This window comes from Pseudomonas sp. CYM-20-01 (assembly GCF_023169845.1).
Lineage (GTDB): Bacteria > Pseudomonadota > Gammaproteobacteria > Pseudomonadales > Pseudomonadaceae > Aquipseudomonas > Aquipseudomonas azotoformans.
The window spans coordinates 47,181-63,404 of sequence record NZ_AP025169.1 but is presented as its reverse complement, the minus strand read 5'-3'; the positions used below and the strand labels follow the sequence as shown (position 1 = coordinate 63,404).

Genomic DNA, 16,224 nt, shown 5'->3' with positions numbered 1-16,224 from the left:
GCCCTCTGTGACAGATGTGCGGTGCTTAACAACCTGCGCGACTAGTGGGTCGAACGACGTACCGGGACAGGATTTTTGTCATAGAGCCCAGTTAAGATCAGCGATCATGCTGGTATTGGCAGGTTTTGGACGGTCGATTGCTCGACCTGATGGGGATATCCCGGGAAGCGCTGTCCCGGGAATCGACCGCGCGCGAAGTATCAGCAAGGAGGCAAGATGTCGCTGTGTTTGACTATCACTAGTTATCACAAGATTACCCCTGGGCAGTGCTCCGAAAAGTCCATGAATCAGGGCTCGATGGCTATCGGCCGCAGCTCGGATAATGACTGGGTATTGCCTGATCCTGAGCGTCTGGTCTCCTCGCAGCACTGCGTTATTCAATACAAAGATGGCCGTTATTATTTAACCGATAACAGTACCAACGGCGTGGAGTTGGTTAACGCCGGTATTCGTTTGCGTAGAGGTAACAGCGAGCTGTTGCAGGATGGCGAGCTGATCCGCATCGGCGATTACGAGATCCAGGCGCGTATCGATTTCAACGTACAGGCCGTCGACAGCCAGCCGTTTGCCGGCGAGGCGCCGAACAGTTTCGAAGCGCTGATGGGTGCCGTGTCGAATAAGCCCGTGCCTGTTTCCACCCCTGTGATCGCGCCGCAGTTCCAGGGCGCTTCATCGATGGACACGCTGCCGGACCTGTTCGACTTCCTCAGCCCCACCGCTGTGCCGCCGCCCACCGTGGCGGATCATGTGCCTTCCGAGCAACATGACTTCCGTCCACCGACGCCAGTGGCCGTGCCGGTAGTGACACCGCCGGTGGTGTCGGGCGCGGTGATTCCCGAAGACTGGGACCTGTTTGGCGACACGCCAGCACCCGTCGTCAGCGCTGCGCCACTACCTGCGCCACCACCGGTCATCCAGCCGCCCCCCGTGGTCGAGCCCTCGCCCCCCGTGGCCGACAGCCAGCAACCGGACCTGCTGCAAGCCTTCCTGCGCGGCGCGGGCCTGGATCAACTGCGCCTGGACAAAGCCCAGGCCGAGGCCCAGATGGAAAACATCGGCCGCAGCTACCGTCTGATGGTCGAAGGCCTGATCGACGTGCTGCGGGCCCGTGCCAGCCTCAAGGGCGAGTTTCGCATGCAGCAGACCATGATCCAGCCGGCAGAAAACAATCCGTTGAAATTCGCCCCGAATGCCGACGAAGCGTTACTGCTGCTCCTGCGCCACGGCAACCAGGCGTTTATGGCACCCGACCTCGCCGTGCGCGACAGTTTCAACGACCTGCGTGCCCACCAGTTGGCGGTGATGGCCGGCGTGGAAGCGGCGATCAAGCACCTGCTCAGTCGCTTCGAACCGGCCCAACTGGAAGAGCGCATGGGCAAGCCCGGCGGGCTGTCGAGCCTTTTCAATGGCTCGCGCCAGGCCCAGTACTGGCAGCAGTTCACCGAGCTCTACAGCAATATTTCCCGCGAGGCCCAGGAAGATTTCCAGGACCTGTTCGGCCGCGAATTCAGCCGAGCCTACGAAGAACACAGCGCACGACAGCGACGCTGAACCGCAGCACATGGATTTAACGGATAGCTAATTACGTCATTGAGGACGCAGGATGATTCCCAGGTTTTTACTCGCAGTCGCCACCGTGTTTCTGCTGACGGCGTGTGCCAAAGACGCCGTCAAACCCGAAACAGCCGCCGAGGCCGAAGTGGATACGGCCGCCGTCGAGCTGCACTTTCATGCGATCAGCGGGCTTAACCCCGGCGCCAACGGCCAGGCCGCCCCGGTGCGGGTGCGCATTTTCGAACTGAAAAATGCCGCCACCTTCGCCCGCTCCGATTACTTCGCCCTGGCCGACCGTGCGCAATCCACACTGGGCCTGGACCTGCTGGACCAGGACGAAGTGATGGTGCAACCCGGCGAGCAACTGAGCATCCAGCGCGACCTCGACCCGTCCACGCGCCAGATCGGCTTGCTGGTGGGCTATCGCGAGTTGGATCGTGCGCAATGGCGTACGGTGCTCAACGTGCCCGCGCGCCAGTACACCGAATACCAGATCAGCCTCGATGTGCGTGCTGTGCGCGCCGACGTCGTGGCCACCCCATCCAGCCCTGCCCAATAAGAAGCAATCGGAGCCCCCATGTCCTGGAACAATCGCGTGGTCTGGTCGGAAGGCATGTTCATCGGAACGCAGCACTTCCAGCAGCATGACCGTTACCTGGAAAACCTGATCGATGCCCGCAGCCGCCCGTTGTCCGCAGGCGCCTGGGGGTTTTCCGAGCTGCTGATCGACCAGGGCCTGCTGGCCCAGGGCAAGCTGGCGATCGTATCGGCGCGTGGCCTGTTGCCCGACGGTACGCCGTTCAATATCCCCCAGGATGACCTGGCACCAAGCCCGCTGAACATCGACGACAACCTGCGCGACGGCCTGGTGTACCTAGCCCTGCCGCTCAAGCGCGCCGGCGCCCGCGATACCGTGGATGAAGGCGAAGCCCTGGAGGCTGCGCGTTATGTGAGCCAGGTGCGCGAAGTGCGCGATGACAACGCACCCTTCGAAAACCGCGCCCCGGTGGCCGTGGGTTCCCGCGCCCTGCGCCTGCTCACCGCCCAGGATGGCATCAGCGATTACGCCGCCGTGGGCCTGGTGCGCATCAAGGAAAAACGTGCCGACCGCGCATTGGTGCTCGATGACACCTACATCCCGCCGGTATTGGATGTGGCCGCGAGCAAACCGCTCACCGCCTTTCGCAGCGAACTGCTCGGCCTGCTGCACCAGCGCGGCGAAGCTCTGGCGGGGCGGGTGGTGGCATCGGGCGCCGGTGGCGCGTCGGAGATTGCCGACTTCATGCTGCTGCAACTGGTCAACCGTGCCCAACCGCTGGTCCAGCATTTGAGCCAGTTGAGCCCGTTGCACCCGGAGCGCTTCTTCAGCGAGCTGGTCAGCCTGGCCGGCGAGTTCTCGACCTTCTCCACCTCCGGCCGTCGCCCCCAGGAATACCCGCAGTACCAGCACGACGACCTGGCCCTGAGCTTCGCGCCGGTGATGGCGGCATTGCGCGAAGCGCTGTCGATGCTGATCGACAGCAAGGCCACGCCAATCCCGATTGTCGAGAAAGCCTACGGCGTGCACGTGGCGATGCTGGCCGACAAGACCCTGCTCGACAACGCCAGTTTCATCCTGGTGGTGCGCGCCGATGTGCCCGGCGAAACCCTGCGCGCACGCTTCGGCCAGCAGAGCAAAGTCGGCTCGGTGGAGCACATCCGCGACCTGGTCAACCTGCAACTGCCGGGCATCAGCCTGTTGCCGCTGCCAGTGGCGCCGCGCCAATTGCCGTATCACGCAGGTTCGACCTATTACGAGCTGGATCGCGGCAGCGAGGCCTGGCAACAGCTGGGCAATTCCGGCGGTTTTGCCTTCCATATCGCCGGGCAGTTCCCGGGCTTGAACCTGGCCTTCTGGGCGATCCGAGGATAATCCGCGATGCATCCCAATGATGATGACCGCACCCAGTTCATGCCGCGTCCGGGTGGCCGGGCGCCGGAACCTGTGCGTGCCGAACCTTCGCCGCTGGCCATGCCGGCCGCGCCGATGCTCACCGGCAAGAGCCACGGCCTCAACCCGCTGGAAAGCGCCGCCGGCCCTTTGCTGGCGCTGCTGACGCGCCTGCGCAACACCATCGCCCACCCGGCGCCGGCCAGCCTGCGCGCACAGCTGTTGGCCTACCTGCGCCAGTTCGAAGAGCGTGCCGAAGCCGCTGGCATCGCCCGTAACGAAGTGCTGCTGGCGCGTTACGCGCTGTGCACCGCGCTGGATGAAGCGGTATTGAGCACGCCCTGGGGCAGTACCAGCGACTGGGGCAAACAGAGCCTGCTGATCACCGTGCACAACGAAGCCTGGGGCGGCGAAAAGGTCTTCCAACTGTTGGACCACTGCCTGCAAAGCCCACGGGAACGTCTGTATCTGCTGGAGCTGTTGTACCTGTGCATGTGCCTGGGGTTCGAAGGCCGCTACCGCGTGATGAACGACGGTCGCAGCCAGCTGGAGAGCCTGCGCGAGCGCACCGCCGCAGCCATTCGCAGTGCGCGTGGCGAGCATGAGCGTGAGCTGTCGCCGCATTGGCGCGGCGTGACCGTGGCCCGCGACCGCCTGGCGCAGTTCATGCCGCCGTGGATCGCCGTGGCCATCGGTGTCGCGCTGCTGCTGGCGTTGCTGTTTGGCCTGCGCCTCAAGCTGGCGGCGGATGCCGAACCGGTGTTCAAGCATATCCATGCCCTGGGCGAGATCCCGGTGCAGGCCATCGACCGTCCTGTGGCGCAACCCAAAGTCATCGAGCGCCCGCGCCTGGCTGGCTTCCTGGTGGAAGACATCAAGGCCGGCCGCGTGGCGGTGGAGGATGCGGTCGACCGTTCCGTGGTGACCATTCGTGGCGATGAGCTGTTCGCCTCCGCCAGTTCCAGCATCGTCGACGACTACCAGCCGCTGATGCTGCGTATCGCCGATGCCATCCGCAAGGTCAAGGGCCAGGTGCGGGTGACCGGGCACAGCGACAACCGCCCGATTGCCACGTTGCGCTTCCCGTCCAACTGGGCGCTGTCCGAAGCGCGGGCCAAGTCGGTGCTGGAGATCCTGGCGGCCAAGACCGGCCAGGCCGAGCGCTTCAGTGCCGAAGGGCGCAGCGACACCGAGCCGGTGGCGACCAACGCCACCGCCGAAGGCCGTGCCCGCAATCGTCGGGTTGAAATCACCGTATTGGCGGAGGGCGTCGAGTGAAGGCGTTTTTCAGTTTCATGATTCGCTGGGTGATCCCCGTGCTGGGTTTGATCGCCCTGAGCCTGATCATCTGGTTTGTCGGGCCGTTGCTCGACGTGCTGGTACCAGAAGGCCGGCGCTGGGCGTTGATCATCCTGGTGTTCGCGGTGTGGCTGGCCTACCGCGTGTTCCGCATTATCCAGGCCCGCCGTCAGGCCGCTGAAGTGATGCGCAGCCTGGCCGCCGAAACCCCGGCCGACCCCAACAGCGTCGCCACCGCCGAAGAGCTCACCACCCTGCGCCAGCGCATGGACGAGGCCCTGGCCCTGCTGAAAAAGGCCAAGCTCGGTGGCGATGAGCGCCGCAACCTCTACGAGTTGCCGTGGTACGTGATCATCGGCCCGCCGGGTTCGGGCAAGACCACCGCGCTGGTCAACTCCGGGCTGCATTTCCCGCTGGCCGCGCAGTTGGGCGCCGGTGCGGTGCGCGGCGTCGGCGGTACGCGTAACTGTGACTGGTGGTTTACCGATCAAGCGGTGTTGCTCGACACCGCCGGCCGCTACACCACCCAGGACAGCAACTCCACGGTGGACAAAGCCGCCTGGCTGGGCTTCCTCGATCTGCTGAAAAAACAGCGCTCACGTCGCCCCATCGATGGTGCGTTCATTGCCATCAGCCTGTCGGACCTGTTGCTGGGCACCGACGCCGAGCGCGCCGCCCACGCCGCTGCCATCCGCCTGCGTATCCAGGAGCTGTACACCCAACTGGGCGTGCGCTTCCCGATCTACCTGATGCTGACCAAGCTCGACCTGGTGCCGGGCTTCATGGAGTTCTTCGATAACCTGAGCAAGGAAGAGCGCGCCCAGGTGTGGGGCATGACCTTTGCCCTGGACGATGGCAAAAACAGCGACAGCCCATTGGCACACCTGCAAAGCGAGTTCGCCGGGCTGGAACAGCGCCTCAATGAGCGCCTGGTCGAACGCCTGCAACAGGAACGCGACCCGGCGCGGCGCGACCTGATCTATGGCTTCCCGCAGCAGTTCGGCGCCTTGAAGGATTGCTTGCAAAGCTTCCTCGAAGGCGTGTTCAAACCCAATGCCTTTGAAGAGCGCGTGTTGCTGCGCGGCGTGTACTTCACCAGCGGCACCCAGGAAGGCAGCCCGATTGACCGCCTGATCGGCGCCATGGCCCAGAGCATGAACCTGGACCGCCAGCATTTGGCGCGCCAGAGCGGCACCGGGCGCAGCTACTTCATCGAAAAACTCTTCACCGCCGTGGCGTTTGCCGAGCGTGGCCTGGTGGGGGTGAACCCGAAGGTCGAGCGTCGGCGCAAGTGGATTGCGCGGGGTGTGCTGGCCGCCACTGTGGCGTTGGTCGTGGTGGTCAGCGGTTTGTGGTGGGTGAGTTATCGCGCCAACCAGGCCTACATCGCCCAGGTCGACCAGAAGGTCGCGCCGCTGGGCCAGGCCGTGCAGAACCTGAGCCCGGCGCAGCGCGAAGTGCTCGCCGTGCTGCCGTTGCTCAACGCCGTGAAAAACCTGGCGGGCGATTCGCCGAGCTGGTCCGAAGGCCTGGGGCTGTATCAGGGCGATATGCTTGAAGCCGAGTCTGCCAGCGTCTACCGCAAGCTGCTGATCGCGGTGTTCGCGCCACGCCTGGTGACGCGCATCGAAGAACAACTGCACGGCGGCGGCAATTCCGACTTCCTCTACGAAGGCCTCAAGGCCTACCTGATGCTGGCTGACGCCGAGCATTACGACCCGGACTTCATCAAGGCCTGGATCGCCCTGGACTGGGACCGCAACCTGCCCCGCGACCTGCCGGCGGATCAGCGCCAGGCATTGGCCGGGCACTTGCAGTCGCTGTTCGAACGCCACCCGCCGAACGCGCGCCTGGATCAGCGGCTGATCGACGACCTGCGCCGCCAGTTGCAACAACTGCCGGTGGCCCAGCGCGTATATGACCGGGTCAAGCGCCAGAAACTGCCCGAGGGCATCCCGGACTTTCGCCTCAACGAAGCCGCTGGCCGTGACGCCGCGCTGGTGTTCAGCCGCAAAAGCGGCAAGCCGCTGGGCGAGCCGTTGAGTGGGTTCTTCACCGCCAAGGGCTATCGCCAGGCGTTCCTGCTGAGCAGCCTGAACCAGACCGGCACCCTCGCGGAAGAACAGTGGGTGCTGGGGCAGGAGCAGGCCGACCAGCAGAACGTGGTGAGCCTGGCCGCCGATGTGCGGCGCCTGTATTTCCAGGATTACCAGCGCCAGTGGGATGCGTTGCTGGCGGACATCGACTTTGTGCCGATCACCAGCGTGGCCCAGGCGGCCGATGTGCTGCGGGTGATTTCCGGCCCGACCTCACCGCTGAAAAAACTGCTGGTGGCGGTGGCCAAGGAAACCGACCTGCAAGCCGAAGAGCGCCAACTGGCCGCCAAAGGCGTGCCGGTGGAAGGCGGCGTCGACAAGCTCAAGGAGCGCCTGGGCAGCCTGCTCGGCCAGGAACAACCGACTGCCAATGCGCCTGCGGCGGCGGAGGACCCGGTGACCGCGCACTTCGCCCAGCTCAACAGCATCGTCAGCAAGAACGAAGGCGAACCGGCGGCCATCGACGGCCTGCTCACCGACATGAATGCGTTGTATGTGCAGGTCAGCGCCATGGTCGGGGCCAGCGGCGATGCGTTGCTCGGCGAGGCGAAGAACCAGGCGGCGGCTGCGGCCACGCGAGTCAGCCTGAATGCCGAGCGCCAGCCACCGCTGGTGCAGGGCATGGTCAAGTCGGTGGTCAACTCCACCACCAACAGCATGATGGGCGGCGTGCGCAACCAATTGAACGCCGCCTGGGTCAGCGAAGTGGTCAACGTGTACCGTCAGTCCCTGGCCGGGCGCTACCCGATGTCGCCGGGCAGTGCACGGGACGCCACCCTGGATGACTTCGGCCAGTTCTTCGGCGTGGGCGGAGTGATGGACAACTACTTCCGCAAATACCTGCAGCCTTACGTCGATACGTCCGCGCAGACCTGGCGCTGGCAGCCGGGCGCGGCGCAGAAGCTGGGGATTGCTCCGGGCGTGCTGCAAACCTTCCAGCGTGCCGCGACGATCCGCGATGCGTTCTTCCGCTCCGGTGGCACCCAGCCGATCGTGCGTTTCGAACTCAAGCCGGTGTCGATGGACCCGACCATCACCCAGTTCCTGCTGGACCTGGACGGCCAGCAGCTGAGCTACGACCACGGCCCCAGCCGCCCAGTGGCGATGCAATGGCCGAACCCCGGCAGCATTGGCGTGGTGCGGATCTCCATCATGCCGCCCGCCGCCAGCGGCCGTTCCGGCGTGACCCTGGACGGACCGTGGGCCTGGTTCCGCTTGCTGGAGCAGTCGGACCTCACCGCCGGTAATTCGCCGGACCGCTTCAACCTGCGCCTGCGCGTCGACGGTGCAAGCATCGCCTACGAGTTGCGCGCCAACAGCGCCTTCAACCCGTTCAAGAGCCGCGTGCTCAGTGGCTTCAGCCTGCCGGAGCGGCTATGACGACGCTGGGTTTCTACGGCAAGTTGGCCAGCCGTGGCGACTTTGTCAGCCGCGCCTTGCCCCAGAGCTTTATCGGCCCGTGGGACAGCTGGCTGGCGGCGGGTTTGCTGGCCAGTCAGAACAGCCTCGGCGGTGAATGGCTCAATACTTACCTGGTCAGCCCGCTGTGGCGCTTTGTGCTGGCGCCGGGCGTGTGCGGGCCGGATGCGGCGGCGGGCGTGGTAATGCCGAGCATCGACCGGGTGGGGCGCTACTTCCCGCTGGCGGTGGTGGTGTTGCTCGACCACGACACCAATCCGGCCTCTCTGGTGGGCGGCCCGGACAACTGGTTCGAGCAGGCCGAAGAACTGTTGCTCAGCACCCTGGATGCCGGCGCCACCTTTGAAAGTTTCAACCACGGCCTCGACAACCTGGGCTTGCCGGCGAGCGAGCCGCGTGCCGTGGACAGTCGTTTCGCCGGCCTGCAACGGGTGGCCGCGACCGTGCCGCAGCAGCGCATGACGGCCCTGGCCGAACAGGCCTGCGAAGGCGCCAGCCTGTGGTGGGGGCGTGGTTCGCAACGTATTTCCCCTGGTTTGCTGCGGTGTCAGGGCCTGCCTGTCGCCAGCGATTTTGCGCAGTTTTTGCTCGGACAAGAAGGTGTGGTGTAGATGGGGTCGACGTACAAATCCGCGAGCAAAAGCCATGTGGGCATGGTCCGCCAGGTCAACGAAGACGCCTGCCTGGACCTGCCCGAAAACCGCCTGTGGGTGGTGGCCGACGGTATGGGCGGGCACGCGGCGGGCGACTATGTCAGCAGCCTGATCGTCGACAGCCTGCGCAGCGTGCCGGTGGGGCGCTCCCTGGATGAATACACGGCAGCGCTGCGCAACGACCTGCAGCGCATCAACGCAGCCGTGCGCGAAGAAACCGCCAACCGTGGCGTGACCATGATGGGCAGCACCGTGGTGGTGTTGGCCGCCCGTGGCCTGCGCGGTGTGTGCCTGTGGGCCGGCGACAGTCGCTTGTACCGCCTGCGCGACGGCGCGCTCGAAGGCATCTCCCGCGATCACAGCTACGTCCAGGACCTGCAAGACAGCGGCCTGCTCAGCGAAGCCGACGCGCGTACGCACCCACGCGCCAACATCGTCACCCGTGCGATTGGCGTGGAAGCCCACCTGGAGCTGGCGGTGGTCGACCTGCTGATCGCCCCCGGTGACAGCTACCTGCTGTGCAGCGATGGCCTGAACAAAACCGTCGAAGACCATGAAATCCGCGAAGTGCTCAGCCACGACGCGCCGGATGAAATCGTGCGCAGCCTCGTGCACCTGGGGCTCAACCGGGGCGCGCCGGACAACATCACCGCCATTGTCGTGAAGGTATCGCCATGAACATCGTCATCCCCGGTTATGACATCGAAGGCGAGATCGGCGAAGGCGCCATGGCCAGCGTGTACCTGGCGACCCAGCGCTCGCTGGAGCGCAAGGTGGCATTGAAGGTGATGGCGGCGGCGCTGGCGGCCGATCCGACCTTCTGCGAGCGCTTCCTGCGCGAGGGCAAGACCCTGGCGCGGTTGTCGCACCCGCACACGGTGACCATCCATGACATCGGCAATGTCGGTGAGCTGTACTACATGGCCATGGAATACCTGCCCAACGGCACGCTCAAGGAGCGCATCGCCGCCGGCATGACGCCGGAGCAGGGCGTGACGCTGATCCGCCAGATCGCCTCGGCGCTGGGCTATGCCCACGCCCAGGGCCTGGTGCACCGCGATGTAAAACCGGCGAACATTCTGTTCCGCGCCGATGGCACGGCGGTGCTGTCCGACTTCGGCATCGCCAAGTCACTGGATGACCGCACGCAATTCACCCAGGCCGGGTTTGCCGTGGGCACCCCCAGCTACATGAGCCCGGAACAGGCGCGAGGCCAGGAGATCGACGGCCGTGCCGACCTGTATGCGCTGGGCGTGGTGCTGTACGAGATTCTGGTCGGCAAGCTGCCTTACACCGGCACCGATGCACTCTCCACGGCGCTGGCGCACCTGACCGAACCGCTGCCGGAACTGCCGGTGCACCATGGCCGTTATCAGGACGTGCTGCGCAAGCTGTTGGCCAAGGACCCGGCTGAACGTTTCCCTGATGCGGCGGCGCTGTTGCGGGCCTTGGACAACCTGCCGGCGGACTCGCCGGAGGCCACGCTGGTGCGGCCTCCGGCGATTCCGATGAGTTTCGACCTGGGGGGCATCACCCCGGAATCCATCGAGATTCCCAGCGACAAACCCCAGCCGGTGCGCCAACCGGTGGTGCCGCCGACCCAGCACAGCGAGCAGCGCCGTGGGCCGGTGTTGGCGCTGGCGGCGGTTGCGGTGGCGGTTGCATTGGCGATTGGTGGCGCGAGCTATTGGTGGTTGAGCGGCAGCGATGAGCCGGTGGCCAAACCGCCCGCTGCCGAGCTGCCGAAAATAACGCCACCGCCGCCAGCGCTCGCCGAAGCGGATGGCGGCCAACGCCCGTTGCTCATGGCCGGCAAGAAGACCCTGTTCCAGCGCGTGCTCAGCAAGCCGGGTGCCAAGCTTTCCACCGATGCGGGCAGCGCGCCGGGCAAAGCCCTGCCGGCGTTCTCCGTGCTCTACGTGTACCAACGCAAGGATGTCGACGGCAGCCCGTGGGTACGCGTCGGTGCCGCCACCGATGGGCGCAGCGACGGTTGGTTGCCGGCCGCCCAGGTCAGCGACTGGAAACAAAGCCTGGTGCTGAAATTCACCGAGCGCTCGGGCCGGGCACCGGTGATGTTCCTGCGCCAATCCGGCGAGGTGGAAAAACTCCTGGCTGACCCTTCGGCCGCCAAAGGCGTGCTGGCCAAGGCGCAGAAAAACAGCGAAGACAACAGCCAGATCCTGGCGTTGGAACCTGCCGCCAGTGCCGTTCCGCAGAACCAGTTCTACCTGTTGCCGATCTTCGACTCCAAGGAGAGCTTCGACGAAAACGGCCAGCCAGTGCAGTTGCTCAATGTGGCCTCCATCGACCCCGGCAGCAGCGCAGCCGCCAAGCCCGCGACGCCGGTGATGAATGCCAACGCCGACGCCTTCCGCACGGCGGTGGTGCTGGTGGTGGACACCACCGTGTCGATGCAGCCCTATATCGACCAGATCCGCGATGTGGTGCACGAGCTGCAAACCCGCATCGCCGAGCGCGGCGAGTTGGACAGTGTCAGCTTCGGCATGGTCGGTTTTCGCAGCAGCATCAAGAAAACCCCGGGCCTGGAATACGTGGCCAAGACCCTGATCAGCCTCGATCAGGGCCGCGACCCGCAACGTTTCCTCGACATGGCGCGCCAGGTCAAGGCGTCCACCGTGTCCAGCCACTCCTTCAACGAAGATGCGTTCGCCGGGGTGATGCAGGCGGTAGACGGCATGGATTGGTCCGGTTATGGCGGGCGCATCATCCTGCTGGTCACCGACGCCGGCGCGCTGCGCAAGAACGACCCGTTCGCCGCCACCCAGATGAACGAAGCCGAAGTGCGCCAGGCCGCGCTGGGCAAGCAGATCAAGATCTACGCCTTGCACCTGCGCACCGACGCCGGCAAGAAAACCCACGCCGGTGCCGAGAGCCAGTACCGCATCCTCACCGCCGACGCCAACCCGCAGATTGGCGATCTGTACACCGCGGTACCCGGTGGCGATGTGCGCAAGCTCGGCGAGCGGGTGGATGAGATTGGCACGGTGTTCGCCAACCTGGTGCACCAGGTGCGCAGCAACACGCCGCAGCCGGTGCCGTTGCTGAACAGCGCACCGAGCCTGGCGGACAAATCCGCAGCGGTCGGCTATGCCATGCACATGGATTTCCTTGGGCGTAAAACCGCGAGCCAGGCGCCGCAGCTGGTCAGCGCCTGGACCGCCGACCGCGACCTGACCAACCCGGCGCTGCCGGCGTTCCAGGTGTGCGTGATGCTGACCAAGTTGCAGCTCAACGACCTGCAGCAGTCGCTGAAACTGATCGTCGACGCGGCGCGCAAGACCCAGACCTCACCGAAAGACTTCTTCCAGGAAATCGCCAGCGCCTCGGCCTACATGAGCCGCGACCCGCAGGCCCTGCGCAAGGGCGGCAACCTGGCTGACGGCGGCGTTCTCGGCGAATACCTCGAAGGCCTGCCGTACCGCAGCAAGTCGCTGAACATGACCCAGGATTTGTGGTTGTCGTTGAGCGTGGCCGAGCAGGAAGACTTTATCGACGAGCTGGACTCGAAAATCCGCCTCTACGAAACCTTCCACAATGACCTGGCCAACTGGGTCCGCTTCGGCGATGCCGAGCCGGGCGACGCGTTGTACCGCGTGCCATTGTCGACGTTGCCGTGATGCTGAACCTGAATGCGGTGCACAAGAGCCGGGGCGTCGGCAGCCAGCGCTATAGCCTGGTGATCCCGGCGCTGGCGCTGCGTGCGGGTGAGCAAGTGGCGATTGTCGGGCCCAGCGGTTGCGGTAAAAGCACCTTGCTCGATCTGCTGGCGCTGGTGTTGGCGCCGGATCAGGTGGGGCAGTTTGAATTTCATCAACAGGACATCGCCGGGCTGTGGCGCGCCGATCGGCAATCCAGCCTGGCCGCGCTGCGCAGCCAGCACTTGGGCTATGTGCTGCAAACCGGCGGCCTGCTGGGCTTTCTTGATGTGCGCGGGAATATCGCCCTGTCCCGGCAACTGCTGGGTTTGAAGGACGATGGCAGCGTGACGCGCCTGGCCGAGCAGTTGGAGATCAGCGACCAGTTGGCCAAGAAGCCGGCGGCGCTGTCGGTGGGGCAGCGCCAGCGTGTCAGCTGCGCCCGTGCCCTGGCCCATGCGCCGCAACTGGTGCTGGCGGACGAACCGACGGCGTCCCTCGACCCGTTGAATGCCGAGCGCGTGATGCAGGCATTGCTGGCCCAGGCCCGTGAACACCGTGCGGCCTGTGTGATCGCCACCCATGACGAGCCCCTGGCCCGCGCCAGTGGCTTGCAGGTGCGGCGCATCAGTTGCCGTCGCGACACCGATGGCGGCGTCACCGCCACCCTCGGGGAGGTGTGCTGATGCGCATCGGTCTGGTGGCGTCGCTGGCCTGGCAGGATTACCGCAATGATGCCTGGCTGTCGGCCTGTTCGGTGCTGGCGCTGGTGGCGGTGATCGCGCCGCTGCTGGTGTTATTCGGCCTGAAGTTTGGACTGGTTAGCAGTTTGACCGAACGTTTGCAGACCGACCCCGCCACCCGTGAAATTATTCCGCTGGGCGGTGGTCGATTCAGCAGGGCATTTATCGAGCAACTGGGCGAGCGCGGTGAGGTGGCGTTCGCCATACCGCGTACGCGGCAGATTGCGGCGACGGCGCAAGTGGGCACGTTGGCCCTGGAGATGCTGCCGACCGCGTCGGGTGACCCACTGCTGGCCGGCCTGCCGGTGCCCAAGGGCCTGGACCAGATCGTGCTGAGCCACACCGCCGCCGAAAAGCTCGCGGCGCGGCCTGGCGATTGGCTGGAAACCAGCTTTGCACGGCAAGTGGCCGGGCGCGTCGAAGCCCAGCGCACGCGGGTGCAGGTGCTGGCGGTGTTGCCGCTGGAAGCCTTTGCCCGTGACGGTTTGTTTGCCGACCTGGGGTTGCTGGAAGCGGCGGAAGATTACCGCGATGGCCGCGCAGTGCCGGCGTTGGGTTGGGACGGGGAGGCCGTGGGTGTGAGTGAGCAGCGCGTGTACCCGGCGTTCCGCCTGTACGCCCGCAACCTCACCGATGTGGAGCCGCTGCGGGTGTACTTCGCCGGGCAGAACCTGCTGGTGTCGACCCAGGCGCAGACCATCGCGCAGGTGCAGTCGTTGAGCCGCAACCTGTCGATCGTGTTCTGGGTGATCTGCGGGTTGGCGTTGGCGGGGGCGTTTGCGGCGATTTTTGCCGGCGCCCTGGCCGCTGTGGCGCGCAAGCGGCGGGAGTTGTCGGTGTTGCGCCTGCTGGGGTTTTCCACCGGTGGGCTGCTGTTGTTCGTGGTGGTACAGGCGCTGTACAGCGCGGGTTTTGCTGCCGTACTCAGTGCCGGGCTGTATGGGCTGGCCGAGGCGGGCTTGAATGAATTATTCGTGCAGGTGCCGGGCGAATTCGCCAGCCACCTGCTGGCGCGCCATTACGGCCTGGCCCTGGTCGCAGTCCTCGGCGTCAGCGCCGTGGCGGCGGCGTGTGGTGGTTGGCGAGTGGCGCGGGTCCAGGCTTCTGAAGGAATCAGAGATGTATAAGTTACTGGGCGCCTGTATGGCGCTGACCCTGGCCTCGATGGCCTGGGCCGATGAGGCGAGTGACAAGCTCGACAACCCCAAGCCGTTGGAAGGCGATGTCAGCCTACCGCTGCCCTGCGAAGGCAACATGCTGTTCCGCTACGCCTACGTGCTGGCCCAAGGCACCCTGGATGACCGCGAGATCAGCCTCGGCTACCCCTTTGCCGAAGGCGAGGCGGGTTACCAGCAATCGTTTATTTCCGGCTACCGCCGCGACTTCATCAACGGCCAGTTCACCCTCAAGGACCTGCCGAAGGACTGGAACAAAGTCATCGCGCCCTTGATGCCGAAGACCGACGCCAAGACCCCACTCAAGCCCATGCTGTACTTCATCGGCAAGTACGAAGTGACCGCGCGCCAGTACGCCCAGGTGATGTCCCAGGCGCAGTCGCTGGCCAGCGGCGAGCCGGCACCGGCGTGCGATGTACCGACCGGCATGGCCGGGCGCTTGCCCAAGGTGAAACTGTCGCGCTTTGAGGCTGAACGCTTCTCGGCGGTGTACAGCGCCTGGTTGATGAAATACCACCGAGACTTGCTGCCGGTGAGTGGTCGTGGCTCCTCGGCGGATGATGGCGGCCTGGGCTTTGTGCGCCTCCCTACCGAAGTGGAGTGGGAATTTGCCGCACGCGGCGGTCACGCCGTGAGCCGCCAGGACCTGGAAGGGCGCCTGTTCCCGCGCCGTGTCGAAGGCAGCGACAGCGACGGCCCGCTCGGCGACTACGCGGTGTTCAACCAGGTGGCGGGCGGCACCGGGCAGGCTGCGCGCCTGATGCCCATCGGCACCAAATTGCCCAACCCCATCGGTCTGTTCGACGTGATCGGCAACGCCGCGGAAATGGTCCAGGAATCGTTCCAACTGGTCCACGCCGGGCGTCGCCAGGGCACCTACGGTGGCTTTGTGGTCAAAGGCGGCAACTACCTGGAAGGCGAGGGCACGCTGTTCACCGGCATGCGCCGCGAATACCCACTGTTCGCCGCAGATGGCACCGAGCAGAGCAACGAGACCACCGGTTTCCGCGTGGCGATCGGTGCGCTGTCGGCACCGCGTTCACGCTACAAGGAGCTGTTCGCCCAGTGGCAGAAAGAGGGCCGCCTGGCCGCGCTGACTGATGCCATCGACGACGCCCAGGACCCGACCAAGCGCCTGGACAGCATCATCGCCGCCAGCGTCGACCCCAAGCTGCAAGCCGAACTGGGGCTGGTCAATGAAGAGCTCAAGCGCAACGTCTCGCTGATCGCCCAGCAGCGCGAAGAAGCGGCGGGCAACCTGATTCAGTCGGCCGCGCTGGTGGCCGAGACCATCGCCAACTACAACATCCGCCTGGCCAACCTGCAGAAGAGTCGCCAGCAGGCCCTGGACAACAAGGACGCGGCCAGCGCGCAACTGTTCGACATGGCCATTGCCAATGGCCGCAGCGCCCTCGATGGCGCGGTGGCGATCTATATCGACAACCTGGCCACCGGCACGCGTTACACCGATGCGGTGATCCAGGCGCAGTTTCAACGGATCAAGGAAGAGTTGGATCGCAAGCCGGTGCTCGGCAAGAGCCTGGTGACGCGCGCAACACTGTTCGTTCGCCATGTCGGCAACTACCGCAAGCAACAGCGGGCCGACCCGGCAACGATCTTGAAGGAATTGCTCGCAGCGAGCGGTCAGCGATGAGCGCTGGCTGTATAGCGAGCTTGGAAGGGACTCAGGCGGCGG

At 65.2% G+C, this 16,224-nt stretch carries 11 protein-coding genes; all 11 read left to right on the top strand.

The window, feature by feature from the left end:
* Positions 1-216: 216 nt before the first annotated feature.
* From tagH to M2497_RS00245, 11 genes are read left to right on the top strand one after another with little or no spacing between them, the layout of a single operon-like run.
* Positions 217-1,551 carry a type VI secretion system-associated FHA domain protein TagH gene (gene tagH / locus M2497_RS00295; protein ID WP_248485370.1) on the top strand — a complete coding sequence of 445 codons (1,335 nt, stop codon included), beginning with the start codon at positions 217-219 and terminating at the stop codon, positions 1,549-1,551.
* A 52-nt stretch (positions 1,552-1,603) separates the two neighbouring features.
* Positions 1,604-2,113 carry a type VI secretion system lipoprotein TssJ gene (gene tssJ / locus M2497_RS00290; RefSeq protein WP_248485369.1) on the top strand — a complete coding sequence of 170 codons (510 nt, stop codon included), beginning with the start codon at positions 1,604-1,606 and terminating at the stop codon, positions 2,111-2,113.
* Positions 2,114-2,131: 18 nt separating this feature from the next.
* On the top strand, positions 2,132-3,466 hold the full coding sequence (tssK, locus tag M2497_RS00285) for a type VI secretion system baseplate subunit TssK (protein WP_248485368.1): 1,335 nt from the start codon (positions 2,132-2,134) through the stop codon (positions 3,464-3,466).
* 6 nt (positions 3,467-3,472) lie between these two features.
* Positions 3,473-4,762, top strand: coding sequence for a DotU family type VI secretion system protein (locus M2497_RS00280; protein ID WP_248485367.1), 1,290 nt, complete (start codon positions 3,473-3,475; stop codon positions 4,760-4,762).
* Entirely contained in the window at positions 4,759-8,259 is a 3,501-nt protein-coding gene (gene tssM, locus M2497_RS00275) for a type VI secretion system membrane subunit TssM (RefSeq protein ID WP_248485366.1), read from the top strand. The genes M2497_RS00280 and tssM overlap by 4 nt, the downstream gene beginning before the upstream one ends.
* Positions 8,256-8,909 (top strand): type VI secretion system-associated protein TagF, encoded by a 654-nt coding sequence (gene tagF, locus M2497_RS00270; protein ID WP_248485365.1) that lies wholly within the window; start codon positions 8,256-8,258, stop codon positions 8,907-8,909. Before tssM ends, tagF begins: the two co-directional genes overlap by 4 nt.
* On the top strand, positions 8,910-9,629 hold the full coding sequence (locus M2497_RS00265; protein WP_248485364.1) for a protein phosphatase 2C domain-containing protein: 720 nt from the start codon (positions 8,910-8,912) through the stop codon (positions 9,627-9,629).
* Positions 9,626-12,592 carry a serine/threonine-protein kinase gene (locus tag M2497_RS00260; protein ID WP_248485363.1) on the top strand — a complete coding sequence of 989 codons (2,967 nt, stop codon included), beginning with the start codon at positions 9,626-9,628 and terminating at the stop codon, positions 12,590-12,592. The genes M2497_RS00265 and M2497_RS00260 overlap by 4 nt, the downstream gene beginning before the upstream one ends.
* The gene (locus tag M2497_RS00255; protein ID WP_248485362.1) at positions 12,592-13,296 is read left to right on the top strand and encodes an ABC transporter ATP-binding protein; all 705 of its coding nucleotides are present in this window, start codon (positions 12,592-12,594) and stop codon (positions 13,294-13,296) included. Before M2497_RS00260 ends, M2497_RS00255 begins: the two co-directional genes overlap by 1 nt.
* Entirely contained in the window at positions 13,296-14,480 is a 1,185-nt protein-coding gene (locus M2497_RS00250) for an ABC transporter permease (protein ID WP_248485360.1), read from the top strand. Before M2497_RS00255 ends, M2497_RS00250 begins: the two co-directional genes overlap by 1 nt.
* Positions 14,473-16,182 carry an SUMF1/EgtB/PvdO family nonheme iron enzyme gene (locus M2497_RS00245; protein WP_248485359.1) on the top strand — a complete coding sequence of 570 codons (1,710 nt, stop codon included), beginning with the start codon at positions 14,473-14,475 and terminating at the stop codon, positions 16,180-16,182. Before M2497_RS00250 ends, M2497_RS00245 begins: the two co-directional genes overlap by 8 nt.
* Positions 16,183-16,224: the final 42 nt, after the last annotated feature.